This window comes from Kitasatospora sp. NPDC086009 (assembly GCF_044540385.1).
Classification (GTDB): Bacteria; Actinomycetota; Actinomycetes; order Streptomycetales; family Streptomycetaceae; genus Kitasatospora.
Genome location: NZ_JBITSA010000010.1, coordinates 250,807 through 264,937 on the forward strand (window position 1 = coordinate 250,807; position 14,131 = coordinate 264,937).

Below are 14,131 nucleotides of genomic sequence, written 5' to 3' on the forward strand. Positions count from 1 at the left end.
CTTTCGCTCAAGGGGAGGTCGGGGAGGGTCACTTGACGGCTCCGGCGGTGAGCCCGGCGACCAGGTAGCGCTGGAGCAGCAGGAAGCCGGCGACCACGGGCACGCTCACCACCAGGGAGGCGGCCATCACCTGGTTCCAGTACACGTCGCTGAGGGTCGCGTAGCCGCGCAGGCCGACGGCGAGGGTGCGGGTCTCGTCGTTGGTGAGCACGGAGGCGAACAGCACCTCGCCCCAGGCGGTCATGAAGGCGTACACCGCGACCGCCACGATGCCGGGCACGGCCGCCGGGACGATGATCCGCAGCAGCGCCTGGACCGGCCCGCAGCCGTCGACCAGGGCGGCCTCGTCGAGGTCGCGCGGGATGGAGTCGAAGTAGCCGACCAGCATCCAGATCGAGAACGGCAGCGAGAAGGTGAGGTAGGTCAGGATCAGGCCGCCCCGGCTGCCGTACAGCGCCACCCCGGTCGCGTTGCCGACGTTGACGAAGATCAGGAAGAGCGGCAGCAGGAAGAGGATGCCCGGGAACATCTGGGTGGAGAGCACGGTGACGGTGAACAGCCGGCGGCCGCGGAAGCGGTAGCGGCTCACCGCGTAGGCGGCGAGGATCGCGACCAGCACCGAGAGCACGGTGGCGCCGCCCGCCACGATCAGCGAGTTCACCAGGTACCGGCCGAGCGGGATGGTGCGCCAGATGTCCAGGTAGGGCCGGAGGGTGACGGTGCTCGGGATCCACCGGAACGGTCCCTGGACGTCCTGCAGCGGCTTCAGCGAGCTGCTGAGCATCACCAGGACGGGCGCGGCCGCGAAGAGGGCGAGCGCGGTCAGCAGGATCCGGCGGATCCAGCGGAAGGACGCGGGCGGGCCGATCATTGCGCATCCCTTCGGCGCGAGGTGAGCAGCAGGTAGCCGGAGGTCACCAGCAGCAGGAAGAGCAGCAGCAGGACCGACATCGCGGAGCCCGCGCCGAAGTTCCAGGTCACGAAGGAGGACTGGTAGATGTGGACCGAGATCAGGTCCGCCGCCTCCGGCGCCGACCGGCCGAACAGCACGTACGGCGTGTTGAAGTCGTTGAACGTCCAGAGGAACAGCACCAGGACGAGCACCAGGTTGACCGGGCGCAGCGAGGGCAGGGTGATCCGGCGGATCTGCTGCCGGACGCCGGCGCCGTCCAGGGCGGCGGCCTCGTAGAGCTCGCGCGGGATGTTCTGCAGGCCCGCGGTGAGGGTGAGGAAGGCGAACGGCCAGCTGCGCCAGACCGAGACGGTGACCAGGGCGGTGAAGCTGTTGTCGCCGAGCAGCCAGAACGGCTTGTCGTCGACCAGGTGGAGCTGGTCGTGCAGCACATGGTTGATCAGGCCGGTGTCCCGTTGGAACATGAACGACCAGGTGATGACGGCGGCGTAGACCGGCAGCGCGTACGGGAGCAGGAACAGGGCGCGCAGCAGGCCGCGGCCGCGGAAGGTGTCCTGCATCATGATCGCGGCGGCGGTGCCGAGCAGCCAGGAGAGGCCGACGGCCAGGGCGGTGAAGGCGCAGGTCACCCAGAAGGAGTGCAGCAGGGCCCGGCCGACGGGGGCGTGGAAGTCCACCGCCATCCGGTAGTTGGCGAGTCCCGCCCAGGGGGCGGCGGTCCAGTCCCGGAGGAAGAACTGGGTGAGCTGTTTGAAGCTCATCACGATGCCGACCACCATCGGCACCAGGTGGATGAGCAGTTCGAGCACGAGGGCGGGGAGCAGCAGCAGGTACGGCAGCGCGCTGCGACGGGGGAGGAGGCGCTTGCGGATCACTTCACTTGGCCGGCATCTGCTGCTGGGCCTTGGTGAGTTCGGCCTTCACGGACTCGTCGGTGACGGCCTTGCCGCCGGCGGCCGCGGCGAGCAGGTTCTTCACGGCGGTGCCGACCAGGGTCTCGAACTGGCTCTCGTCGGCGACCTGCGGGAGCGGTTGGGCGCTCGTCGAGAGGACGTCGGTGAGGGCCTTGAGCTCGGGGGTGGCGAAGGCCGGATCGGCCTGGGCGTCCTTGACCGGCGGGATGGAGCCGTACGTCCGGTTGAGCTGGGTCTGCTCCTCGGTGCCGGTCATGAACTTGACGAAGGAGAGCGCGCCGTCGGTGTTCCTGGTGTTCTTGAACACGGCCAGGTTGATGCCGGCGACCATCGAGGTGGTGGCGCGTCCGCCGGTGGCGCCGGCCGGGACGGGGACAGGGGCGACGCCGTAGTCCTCGGGGTTCATGCCGTGGGACTTGAGGTTGGCGCCGGCGGCCTGCCACATCAGCATGGCGGCCTTGCCGGTGGCGAAGTCGGTGACGGACTGGTTGTTGGCGTACTCGGCGTTGCCGGGCGCGGCGATCTTCTCGGTGCCGAGCAGGCCGACGTACTGTTTGACGGCGGCGACGGCGCCCGGGCTGTCGAAGGCGGGCTTGCCGGCCGCGTCGAAGAAGTCGGTGCCCTGCTGCTTGGCGAGGACGAAGGCGTGGTGGACGTTCTCGGAGACGTTGCCGCCCTCCAGGGCGATGCCGTGGCGGTCGCCGGTGGTGAGCTTCTTCCCGTCGGCGACCAGCTCCTCCCAGGTGGCCGGGGGCTTGTCGAGGCCGGCCTCGGCGAAGAGCTTCTTGTTGTAGTACAGGCCGTAGGCCATCGAGTACAGCGGAACGGCGGCCGGGTCCTGGCCGGGGGCGCCGGCCGAGGCGAGCGCGGCGGGCAGGAAGCGCTCCTTGCCGCCGATCCTGCTGAGGGCGGCCGCGTCGAAGGGGAGCAGCGCGCCGGTGGCCTGGAGCGAGGCGGACCAGGTGTTGCCGATGTTCAGCACGTCGGGGCCCTGGCCGGAGCTGGTGGCGGCGAGGATCCGGTTGAGCAGGTCGGCCCAGGGGATGACCTCCAGCTTGACCTTGATGCCGGTCTGCTGCTCGAACTTCCTGAGTTCCGGCTCCAGGACCTGCCGGTCGTTCTCCAGACTGGTGCCCTGGTTGGAGGCCCAGTAGGTGAGCGTGCCGGGGCTGCTGTTGTCTCCGCCGCCGGACGTGGAACCGCCGCCGCAGGCGGTGGCGGTGAGGACCAGGGTGGCGACCAGGGCGGTGGCCGCAGCGACTCGGCTGATGGGCATGACCGATTGCCCCTCTCGGGCGGGGTGGGCGGGTTCGGGTGAAGTGCCTTGATGGAATGCTTACTTCAGGCCGTGATTTAACGTGTGAGAAAAGCTTCCGTCAAGGGTTCGGACAGCGATAGATTCGGATCAGGAGGGAGATGCCATGACCGTGCGAGGCAAGAAGACGGTGCGTGACCTGCGCAGGGGCAGCCGGTCGGCGCTGCTGCGGCGGCTGTACTTCGACGGGCCGCTCAGCCGGCAGGAGCTCGGCGTGATCACCGGGCTCAGTGCCGGTTCGATCAGCAACGTGACCGGCGAGCTGCTCGCCGACGGGCTGATCGAGGAGTGCGGCTCGGTGGAGTCGGACGGCGGCCGCCCCCGGATCCTGCTCCGGGTCGCCGCCGGGCGGGCCCGGCTGGTCGGTGTGGACGTCGGGGAGACACAGGTCAGGGTCGCCCTGTTCGACCTGGCCCGGACCGAACTGGCCGCCAGCGACCGGCCGCTCTCCGACTGCGGCCACGACGTGGACCACGTGGTGGAGCTGATCCTGTCCGGACTGGCCGAGGTGCTGGAGCGCACCGGCACCGATCCGGCGACCGTGCTCGGCGTCGGCATCGGCGTCCCGGGCATCGTCGACCAGGGCGACCCGGCCCCGGACGGCCTCGGGATCGTCGTGCACAGCCAGACCGTCGGCTGGGAGGGCGTCCCGCTCGGCCGGCTGCTGAGAGCCGGTACCGACCTGCCGCTGTTCGTCGACAACGGCGCCAAGACGCTCGGCCAGGCCGAGATGTGGTTCGGCGCCGGGCGCGGGGTCCGGCACGCGGTGATCGCGCTGTTCGGCTCCGGGGTCGGCGCCTGCGTGATCGCCGACGGCGTGCGCTTCCGCGGCGCCACCAGCAGCGCCGGCGAGTGGGGCCACACCAAGGTGCACGTCGGCGGCCGGCGCTGCCGGTGCGGCGCGCGCGGCTGCCTGGAGGCGTACGTCGGCGCCGAGGCGCTGGTCGAGCGGTGGGGCGCGGCGCCGCCCGGCGGCGGTGAGAAGGCCGGGCTGGCCGCGCTGCTGGCGGCCGCCGAGGCGGGCGAGCCGGCGGCCACCGGGCTGCTGGCCGAAGCGGCGGAGTACCTGGGCGCGGCGATCGCGGACCTGGTCAACCTGTTCAACCCCGAGCGGATCGTGATCGGCGGCTGGGCGGGGCTGCTGCTGGGCCCCCGGCTGCTGCCCGCGATCCGCGCCGCCGCCACCGAGTACGCGCTGCGGTTCCCCCGGGAGCAGACCTCGATCGTGCTCGGCATGCTCGGGCCGGAGGCGGTCACCGTCGGCGCGGCGACCCTGCCGCTGACCGACTTCCTGGACTCCGGCGGGGAGTTCCCGCGTCGCGCCGAACCCCGGGCCCGGGAGGTGCGGGCCACCCCCGCCTGACCTGGCTTCCTCCGCCGATTCGTTGGCACACCGGCGAGTTCACGGTGTGAGGAAAGTCGGCGGGAAGGGTTGACACCCCCGATCGGCAGCCCCGAGACTCCCGGTCGGGGGCGCTCCCCGAGCCCGGACGACGGGCCGGTGGCGCTCCGTCGGACCTCCGTCGGCCGTCCACCCGTGCCCGGCCGGCCACCACCTGCCGAGCCCGGCCGGCCGACCGTCGACCGCTGACCGCCCGGCCGCCCCGCCGTTCCCCCACGCCCGGTACCTGCGCCGCACCGGGTGCGGGCCCTGGCGCGCGCCCCCACACCCCACCCACCCCCACCGCAGGAGAAGCCCATGAGGCTCGCTTCAGCACGCCCCCGCAGGGCCCCGGCCGCACTGGCCGGCCTCGCCCTGCTCTCGGGCGCCGTCCTGGCGCTGCCCGCGCCGGCCGCCCACGCCGCCGACGCCCTGATCTCCCAGGGCCGGGCGGTCACCGCCTCGTCCACCGAGAACGGCGCCACCCCGGCCGCCTACGCCGTCGACGGATCCACCGGCACCCGCTGGTCGTCCGCGGCGAGCGACCAGCAGTGGCTCCAGGTCGACCTCGGCGCCAGTGCCGCGCTCACCAAGGTGGTGCTCACCTGGGAGGCGGCGTACGGCCGTGCGTACCAGATCCAGGTCTCGGACGACGGATCGAGCTGGCGGACGCTCTACAGCACCACCACCGGTACCGGCGGCACCGAGACGCTCGCCGTCTCCGGCAGCGGCCGCTACGTCCGGATGAACGGCCTGGCCCGGGGCACCGGATACGGCTACTCGCTCTGGGAGTTCCAGGTCTACGGCGCCTTCACCCCCGGCGGCGCCGACTGCGGCAGCACCGACGCCGCCCAGGGCCGGCCCGCCACCGCCTCGTCCGCGGAGAACGCCGGCACGGCGGCCGGCAACGCCGTCGACGGCGACCCGGGCACCCGCTGGTCCTCCGCGGCGAGCGACCAGCAATGGCTCCAGGTCGACCTCGGCTCGGTCCGCCCGCTCTGCCGGGTCGTCCTGAACTGGGAGGCCGCGTACGGGCGTTCCTACCAGCTCCAGACCTCGGACGACGGATCGAGCTGGCGGACGCTGTACGCCACCGCGACCGGTACCGGCGGCACCGAGACGCTCGCCGTCTCCGGCAGCGGCCGCTACGTCCGGATGAACGGGCAGGCCCGCGGCACCGCCTGGGGGTACTCGCTCTGGGACTTCCGGGTCAACACCACCGACGGGCCGACCGTGCCGCCGGTCCAGGGCGGCGGCGACCTCGGCCCCAACGTGCTGGTCTTCGACCCCGCCACCCCCGGGATCCAGGCCAAGGTCGACGCGGTCTTCCACCAGCAGGAGGCCAACCAGTTCGGCAGCGAGCGCTACGCGCTGCTGTTCAAGCCGGGCACCTACAACAACCTCAACGCGCAGCTCGGCTTCTACACCTCGATCGCCGGCCTCGGCCTGAAGCCGGACGACACCACCATCAACGGCGATGTCACGGTGGACGCCGGCTGGTTCAACGGCAACGCGACGCAGAACTTCTGGCGCTCCGCCGAGAACCTCGCGCTCAACCCGGTCAACGGCACCGACCGCTGGGCGGTCGCCCAGGCGGCGCCGCTGCGCCGGATGCACGTCAAGGGCGGCCTCAACCTGTCGCCCGACGGCTACGGCTGGGCCAGCGGCGGCTACATCGCCGACAGCCGGATCGACGGCACCGTCGGCAACTACTCCCAGCAGCAGTGGTACACCCGGGACAGCGCGGTCGGCGGCTTCTCCAACGGGGTCTGGAACCAGGTGTTCTCCGGCGTCCAGGGCGCCCCGGCGCAGGGCTTCCCCAACCCGCCCTACACCACGCTCGACAGCACACCGGTCTCCCGCGAGAAGCCGTTCCTCTACCTGGACGGCAACGACTACAAGGTGTTCGTCCCGGCCAAGCGGACCGACGCCCGCGGCGTCTCCTGGGACGGTACCCCGCAGGGCGGTTCGCGGCCGCTCAGCCAGTTCTACGTGGTCAAGCCGGGTGCCACCGCGGCGACCATCAACGCGGCGCTGGCCCAGGGGCTCGACCTGCTCTTCACCCCCGGCGTGTACCACGTCGACCGGCCGATCGAGGTGAACCGGCCCGACACCGTGGTGCTCGGCCTCGGCCTGGCCACCGTCGTCCCGGACAACGGGGTGACGGCGATCAAGGTGGCCGACGTCGACGGCGTCCGGCTCGCCGGTCTGCTGGTCGACGCCGGAGCGGTCAACTCGCCCTCCCTGGTGCAGATCGGGCCGGACAACGCCGCCGCCGACCACGCGGCCGACCCGACCACCCTCCAGGACGTGTTCATCCGGGTCGGCGGCGCCGGCCCCGGCTCCGCCACCGCCGGGATCGTGGTCAACAGTGACGACGTGATCGTCGACCACAGCTGGATCTGGCGGGCCGACCACGGCGCCGGGGTCGGCTGGACCACCAACCCCTCCGACTACGGCCTGCTGGTGCGCGGGGACGACGTGCTCGCCACCGGCCTGTTCGTGGAGCACTTCAAGAAGTACGACGTCGAGTGGTCCGGCGAGCGCGGCCGGACGATCTTCTTCCAGAACGAGAAGGCGTACGACGCGCCGAACCAGGCGGCCGTGCAGAACGGCGCGACCAAGGGCTTCGCGGCCTACAAGGTCGACGACGGCGTGACCACCCACGAGGGCTGGGGCCTCGGCAGCTACTGCTACTTCAACGTGGACCCGACCATCCGGATGGACCACGGCTTCGAGGTCCCGGTCCGGCCCGGGGTGCGCCTGCACGACCTGTCGGTGGTCTCGCTCGGCGGCAACGGCCAGTACGAGCACGTGGTCAACGGCACCGGTGGCGCGACCTCCGGCACCGCCACCGTCCCGTCCACCGTGGTCGCCTTCCCCTGACCGGTCCCCGACCCGACCCTGAACGCGCTGACGGTCCCTGACCTGACCGGCCCTGACCTGACCGTCTCCGACCGGCCGTCCCCGACGGTCGCCCCGAGGCCGGCCCGCCCCGGTCACGCTCCCGCGAGCGTGGCCGGGGCGGGCCCGTCGGGCCGGACGGTGATCCCGTACGCGGAGCCGGTGGGGACGGCGAGCAGCCGCGGGCTGTGCTCCAGCAGGAGTTCGACCAGGGCGGTGGTCTCCCGTACGGCGAACTGGGTGCCCAGGCAGGCTCGCGCGCCGAGCCCGAAGGGGTAGTAGGCGCCCAGGTGGGCGGGCTTGCGGCCGGGGGAGGTGAACCGGGCCGGGTCGAAGCGCTCCGGGTCGGGCCACAACTCCGCGTCCCGGTGGGTCAGATAGGGGCAGACCAGCAGGTCCGTACCGGCCTCGATCCGGTGGCCCGCCAGGGTGTCGGCCTCCGCCGCGTGCCGGGGCAGGATCCAGGCGGAGGGGTAGAGCCGCAGGGTCTCGCTGACCAGCGCCTGCACCGCCTCGCGCCGCCCGGCCGAGCCCTCGGGGCCGGCCGCCAGCGCCCACGCGCGGGCCCCGGGGTTCCCGTCGAGCAACAGGAAGAGCCAGGTCAATGTGGTGGCGGTGGTCTCGTGCCCGGCGACCAGCAGGGTCACCAGCTCGTCGCGGATCAACCGGTCGGTGTACTCGGGGTGTTCGTCGGCGGCCTCGACCAGCACCCGGAGCAGGCCGTCGCCCGCCGGGTCGCGCCGGGCGGCGTCGATCGCGGCGTGCGCGACGGCGTCGATCCTGGCCAGGTCCTCGGCGACCGCGTCCCGGGCGTCGGCGCCGTCCGCGGGCAGCGTCGGCAGCGCGGCCACCACCCGCGCCACCGAAGCGAGTTCGCGGTCGGTCCGGTCGTCCAGCGGGCGGCCGGTGAGGGCGCGCCAGATGGTGTCGAGGGCGAAGTGCCGCATCTCCTCGCCGAGGTCGAAGCGCTCGCCGGTGCGGGCGTACCCGGCCCAGCGGTCGGCGGCGCGGCGGGCGGCCTCGGCGATCCGCCGCTCGTAGCGGCGCATCCCCGGTCCGGTGAACTGGGACTGCAGCATCCGCCGTTGGCGCTTCCAGGCCTCTCCGGTGGCGGACAGGACGCCCTCGCCGGCCAGCATCCGGGCCCGGTGGGAGCGCTTGACGTAGCGGTCCGGGTGCCGCCCGAGCACGTGCTGCACCGCCTCCGGATCGGTGACCAGCACGGTGGGGGCCGGTCCGAGCCGGAACGCCGCGACGCCGCCCAGCTCCCGGTGGGCGAGCGCGAGCAGCTCGACCAGCTCGGACCCCTCGGCCCGCCACCGGGTGACGGCCTCGGCCGGCAGTTCGGGAACGGGCCGGGCGGCCCCGTCGGCGGGCGGCGGGACGGGGACGGGGTGGGCTTCGGTGGCCACGGCGCTTCTCCTCTGCCGGCACGGTCGACTGCTGGGCGGGGCACGGGCCCCGGCCTGACTGTACGTCAGCGCGTTCGCCGCGCGCCGCCCTGCCGCCGGGCGTACGTGTTGCGGGCCCCGGCCGCACCGCCGGGGCCCGCAACGACGGCGCGGTTCCGATCCGCCCGGACGGCAGTGCCGACCGGATCGGGTGCCGACCGGGGCCGCACCCCGTCGTGCGCCCGGTGACCCCCGCCGAACAGACGGCCGGGCCGCGGTTCGTCCCCCTCGACGAACCGCGGCCCGGCCCGGCCCGACGGCCTCCGGATCAGGTCAGATCTGCTGCCAGAGGGCCGGGACGATGTTGGGCTCCCAGCCGACCTGGGCGGTGTGGCCCTGGATGCAGCGGTAGCTGACACCGTTCCAGGTGACCACGTCACCCGCGCTGTAGGTGGTGCCCGGCGTCCAGGTGCCGCCCGGGTTGCCCGGGTCGGTGCCGACCACCAGCGAGTACGTGGTGCTGTGGGTGGCCGAGCCGGTACCGGTCACCGTGATGGTGTAGGTGCCGGCCTGGACGCCGGAGCCGACCGAGACGTTCAGCGTCGCGGAGGAGCCGGACTGCACCGAGGACGGGCTGACCGACACGGTGACCCCGCTGGGCGCGCCCGAGGCGGTGAGGTTCACCGTCTGGGCGGAGCCGGAGGTGGTGGCGGTGGAGACCGTGGCGCTGGTGCTCCCGCCCGGGAGGGCGTTGCCGGTGGTCGGGTTCACCGCGACCGAGAAGTCGTTGGTCGGGATGGGCCCGGTGCCGACCGAGGTCTTCCACAGGGTGTACGCGACGCCGTCGGCGCTGCGGTCCAGGGCGGTGGCGTTGATGTTGCTGGTGGTGTCGCACGCCTGGTGGTAGCAGGAGTCGTACGCCCGGTTGGCGGTGCCGCCCCACTTGGTCGCCTGGGCCGCGGTCTTGACGGCGCTGGCGCCGGCCGCGTAGCCGGAGGTGGGGATGCCGCCCTGCTGGAAGGAGTAGTCGTCGGAGCGGCCCTGGCCCTCGACGTTCTCCTCGGGCTGGATGCCCAGGGAGTCCCAGTAGGCCTTCATCGGGGCGGAGGTGGCGGAGCCGATGTTGTTGATGAAGTAGCCGGCGTTGGGCGAGCCGACCATGTCGAAGTTGTAGTAGCCCTTGATGGCGCTGCGCTGGGTGGAGCCCAGCTGGTTGACGTAGTGCTGCGAGCCCTGCAGGCCCTGCTCCTCACCCGTCCACCAGGCGAACCGGACGTGCCGGGTCAGGGTGGGGTTCTGCTGGGCGAGGGTCAGCGCGTTCTCCAGCAGGACGGCGGAGCCGGAGCCGTTGTCGTTGATGCCCGGGCCGGCGGCGACGCTGTCCAGGTGGGCGCCGAACATGGTCACCTGGTCGGCCGGGCCGCCCGGCCAGTCCGCGATCAGGTTGTTGGAGCTGTAGGTGCAGGAGGTGCAGGTCTGCTCGCTGACGGTGTAGCCGGCGGCCTGCAGCTTGCCCTTGATGTAGGCGAGAGACTGGCTGTGGCCGGCCGAGCCGGCCCGGCGGTTGCCGCCGTTCTGCGAGGCGATGGTGTTCAGCTGGGCGAGGTGCGCCTGGACGTTGGCGACGCTGACGTCGGGCACGCCGGGGTTGGGGTTCCCGTTGCCGACCGTCAGCGTGTACTGCGCGCTGTGGGTGGCGGAACCGGTGCCGGTCACCGTGAGCACGTAGGTGCCGGGGGTGGCCGAGGAGGAGGCCGAGACGTTCAGCGTCGCGGAGGAGCCGGCCTGCACGGAGGACGGGCTGACCGAGGCGGTGACGCCGGCCGGGGCGCCGGAGACGGCCAGGTTGACGGCCTGGGCGGTGCCCGAGGTGACCGCGGTGCTCACCGTGGCGCTGGTGGCGGCGCCGGGCTGCACGGAGCCGGCGGTCGGGTTGACCAGCAGCGAGTAGTCGTTGGTGCCGGACGGCGTGCAGGTGGGCTCACCGCTCTGGGCGGGGACGCTGATCGCGTCCCAGGCCGCCTTGGTGCGGGTGAACAGGCCGCAGCCGGGGTCGAGGCTCTTGGCCGCGGTCAGCGTGGTGACCCGGTACTTCTTGTAGGTCATGCCGCTGGTCTTGAGCAGCATGCCGCCGTAGAAGATCCGCCCGGCGTCCTTGATGCCGACGCCGGTCACCGAGGAGTTGTTGCAGGTCGGGCTGGTGGGCTTGCCGCCGCCCGGGTTGGAGCCCTCGGAGAGCAGGTAGAACCAGTGGTTCAGCGGGCCCGCCGCCGCGTGCACCTCGGTGCTCGGGATCGAGGAGGAGTAGCAGTTGGGGTTGTTGCCCACCAGCGAGGGGTTGTACATGTTGCGGATCGGCCCGCTGCCGACCAGGTTGATCATCTCGCCGACGGTGTAGTCCGGGTTGTCGTAGGGGGACGGCTCGTTGGCGTACGCCTCGGTCAGCGCGCCGAAGATGTCGCCGGTGCCCTCGCCGAGGCCGTTCTCGTTGTTGGCGCCGCCCGGCGTGTACTGGTCGATGCCGTGGCCGAACTCGTGGCCGACCACGTCGATGGAGGCGATCCACTCGTTGGCGTTGTTGTGGCCGATCGAGACGGAGGAGCCGTCCCAGTAGGCGTTGACGTCGTTCAGGCCCACCTTGACCGGCCAGCTGCCGCCGTTGCCGTTGTGGCCGTTGCGGCCCAGCCAGTCGCGGAGCATGTCCCATTCCTTCTGCGCCGCGAACATCACGTCGGCGCAGCCGGTCTCCTTGCTGGTCGGGTTGCCGGTGCCCCAGGAGTCGCTGGACTTGGAGAACACCTGGCCGGAGCTGTAGTCCGCACAGCTCAGCCCGGACCGGCTCGGGTCGCGCAGCGAGTAGGTGCTGCCCGAGGCGGTGGTGTTGATGGTGACCGGGGCCGGGCCGTTCCACTTGCTGTTGGCGGTACCGGCCTTGACGTCGTCGTAGCTGTCGATCACCTCGCCGGTGCGGGCGTCGACGAAGACGTGCAGCCGGCTCGGGGCCGCGCCGGTCCGGCCGGTGAGCACGGTCTCCCAGGCGAGCCGCCCGGTGCCGTCCTGCACCTTGACCACCAGGCGGCGGGTGTCGACGCCGTCCACGGCGGCCAGCCGGGTGCGTGCGGTCTTCTCCGCCTGGGCGGCGCTGATCGCGGCCTTGGTCGGGCCGCCGACCGGACCGGTGGCGGCGGACTGGAGGCCGCGGACCCTGCCCTGGCCGTCGGCTATGACGACGGCGTCGCCGCCGACCACCGGCAGGCCCTGGTAGGTGCGCTCGTAGGCCACGGAGTAGAGGCCGCCGAGCCACGGGGTGACGGACTGGCGCTCGTAGGTCTCGCCCGGGCCCTTGGCCAGGGCGTCCAGGCCCGCCGCGGCCGCCTGGTCGGCGGCGGAGACGGCGGCGGCCAGGGCGCTCGGCGGCGCGCTGACGGCCGGGCCGGGCTGGGCGGCGGCCTGTCCGACCGCGGTGGCGGTCAGCATGCCGGCCAGGACGGTCAGGGTGGTTCCCGCCGTCAGTAATCTGCGTTTCATTCCGAGGCTCCTCGAACGTGGGGGTGCTCGACCGCGGACGACGTGCCTGTCTGGCGCTCACCGCGGGGCCGCATCGGGGGACGGCCGTTGCGGGCGTCCGCGCTCGGGTGCCGGAACACTCACATGCCGTCATGCCCCGGTCAACGGCTGCGGCATGGCTTCCGTGCAGTTGGCAAGTTCTGTCAAGCTGCGGGTTTTGTGAAGAGGTTGAGACCAAGAGGTTGAGACCACCTCATGTACGGAGCCCGCCCGGTCCAGTACCGTCCTGTCCATCGGAAGGACCGGAACCGACTCGGGAGGGCAGCCCCGTGCACCGGAGCCACACCGACGTACCGTCCGTCGGTCCGCCGCCGGCCGACCCGCTCTGGCGCGCCTTCGGCGCCCGGCTGCGGCACTGGCGCCGCCGGGCCGGCCTCACCCAGGCCCAGCTCGGCGCCGAGATCGGCTACGACCACACCGCCGTCAGCAAGCTCGAACACGGCGCCCGCCGGACCACCCCGCGGATCGCCGAGCGGCTGGACGGTCTGCTCGGCGCCGGCGGCGAACTGCGCACCGCCTGCCTGCGGGCCGAGGAGGGGGACGCGGGGGAGTGGGACCAGCCCGCCCCGGCCGCCCCGCCGGCCCCGCCCGGACCGGCCGGCTGGGCCCGCCCGCCACTGCCCGGCAGCCCCGCCGCCCCGCCCGCGCCGCTGCCGCCGCTCGCGGCCGGCGGCCCGCCCCGCCGGCTCCCCGACTACGGGCTGCTCTGCCCGCTGCACGGCGCGGCCGGCTGCGCCGTCCCCGAGGCCGCCGAACTCGCCGCCCTGCACGCCGCGTTCTGCGCCGCCGACCCGGACACCGCGCCGCCGCTGGACGCCGACACCGCACACGCCCTCACCGGCCTGCTCGCCGCCCACCTGCGCGCCGGCGAGGCGCCCGCCGGACCCGGCACAGCCGCCGTCGAGGAGACCCTGCGGGCGATCCTGCGCCGGCTCGGCGGCACCACCGACGCCCGGGCCCGCCAGGCGCTCGCCCGGCTCGCCGCCGAGTACGCGCACGCGGCCGGTGGACTGCGGATGCAGCACGGCCGCAACGCCACCGCGATGGCCTGCTTCGACCGCGCGCTCACCTGGTCCGAACTGGCCGACGACCCGGCCACCCAGGTCGCCGCGCTGAGCGACATGAGCACCCTCGCCCGGCTCGACGGCGACCCGGCCGCCGCGCTCGGCTACGCCCGCGAGATCGCCCGGGCCGCGCCCGGCCGGCACTGGGCCGGCGCGATGTCCCAGATCGGCCAGGCCCGGGCGCACGCCCTGGCGGGGGACGTCCGCGCGACCGTCCGGCACATCGGCCGCGCCCGGCTGCACCTCGACCACATCGGCGAGCACGACGAGACCGACGCGCCCTGGCTCTCCATCGCCTCGATGCGGCTGCGGGTCGAGTCGGCCGCCGCCGCCGCACTGCGCGACGCCTCCGCGGCCGTCGGGGACCACCGGCTGGCGCTGCGCGCCGTGGACGCCGCCGACACCGCGCTGCGGCTGCTCGCCCCGGACCAACTGCCTTCCACCCGGCTGCTGTTCACCATCCGGATGGCCGACTGCCACCTGTGTGCCCATGACCCGCGAACCGCCGTGGAGCTGCTCGCCCCGGTCCTGGACGAGGCGACCGCGCTGCCCGCCCTCGCCCGCCACGAACTGCGCGGGCTGCGCATCCGGCTGGGCGCCCACGGGCTGGCGGTATCTTGACGAAGGCGGGCGATCACGCCGCTCGTGGGCGCCGGCCCCGCCGGGCGAGGATCGGACCATC

8 protein-coding genes are annotated in these 14,131 nt (G+C 73.2%); 3 read left to right on the forward strand and 5 right to left on the reverse strand.

The genetic code is table 11. The features are described 5' to 3' along the window. Nucleotides 1-28: 28 nt before the first annotated feature. Genes ACIF6L_RS24130 through ACIF6L_RS24140 form a run of 3 tightly spaced genes read right to left on the reverse strand, consistent with a single transcriptional unit; the run spans nt 29 to nt 3,103 of the window. Nucleotides 29-871, reverse strand: a complete 843-nt coding sequence (locus tag ACIF6L_RS24130; protein ID WP_329486379.1) for a carbohydrate ABC transporter permease — start codon at nt 869-871, stop codon at nt 29-31. Then, nucleotides 868-1,788 (reverse strand): sugar ABC transporter permease, encoded by a 921-nt coding sequence (locus ACIF6L_RS24135; RefSeq protein WP_329486378.1) that lies wholly within the window; start codon nt 1,786-1,788, stop codon nt 868-870. The genes ACIF6L_RS24130 and ACIF6L_RS24135 overlap by 4 nt, the downstream gene beginning before the upstream one ends. A 1-nt stretch (nt 1,789) precedes the next feature. Then, nucleotides 1,790-3,103, reverse strand: coding sequence for an extracellular solute-binding protein (locus ACIF6L_RS24140; protein ID WP_329486377.1), 1,314 nt, complete (start codon nt 3,101-3,103; stop codon nt 1,790-1,792). A gap of 145 nt (nt 3,104-3,248) precedes the next feature. Here ACIF6L_RS24140 and ACIF6L_RS24145 point away from each other — a divergent pair, with 145 nt between their 5' ends. Together ACIF6L_RS24145 and ACIF6L_RS24150 are read left to right on the forward strand one after the other, a co-directional pair. Beyond that, on the forward strand, nt 3,249-4,505 hold the full coding sequence (locus tag ACIF6L_RS24145) for an ROK family protein (RefSeq protein WP_396486595.1): 1,257 nt from the start codon (nt 3,249-3,251) through the stop codon (nt 4,503-4,505). Nucleotides 4,506-4,841: 336 nt separating this feature from the next. Beyond that, a complete protein-coding gene (locus ACIF6L_RS24150) occupies nt 4,842-7,409 on the forward strand; it encodes a discoidin domain-containing protein (protein ID WP_396486594.1) in 2,568 nt (855 codons plus the stop codon). 113 nt (nt 7,410-7,522) lie between these two features. Here ACIF6L_RS24150 and ACIF6L_RS24155 read toward each other — a convergent pair whose 3' ends face one another. Together ACIF6L_RS24155 and ACIF6L_RS24160 are read right to left on the reverse strand one after the other, a co-directional pair. Next, nucleotides 7,523-8,839: a cytochrome P450 gene (locus tag ACIF6L_RS24155; protein WP_359803935.1), complete on the reverse strand. Its 1,317-nt coding sequence runs from the start codon at nt 8,837-8,839 to the stop codon at nt 7,523-7,525. Between the two features lie 312 nt (nt 8,840-9,151). Then, on the reverse strand, nt 9,152-12,346 hold the full coding sequence (locus ACIF6L_RS24160) for a M28 family peptidase (RefSeq protein WP_396486593.1): 3,195 nt from the start codon (nt 12,344-12,346) through the stop codon (nt 9,152-9,154). A 308-nt stretch (nt 12,347-12,654) separates the two neighbouring features. Here ACIF6L_RS24160 and ACIF6L_RS24165 point away from each other — a divergent pair, with 308 nt between their 5' ends. Beyond that, nucleotides 12,655-14,070, forward strand: coding sequence for a helix-turn-helix domain-containing protein (locus tag ACIF6L_RS24165; protein ID WP_396486592.1), 1,416 nt, complete (start codon nt 12,655-12,657; stop codon nt 14,068-14,070). Nucleotides 14,071-14,131 lie beyond the last annotated feature (61 nt).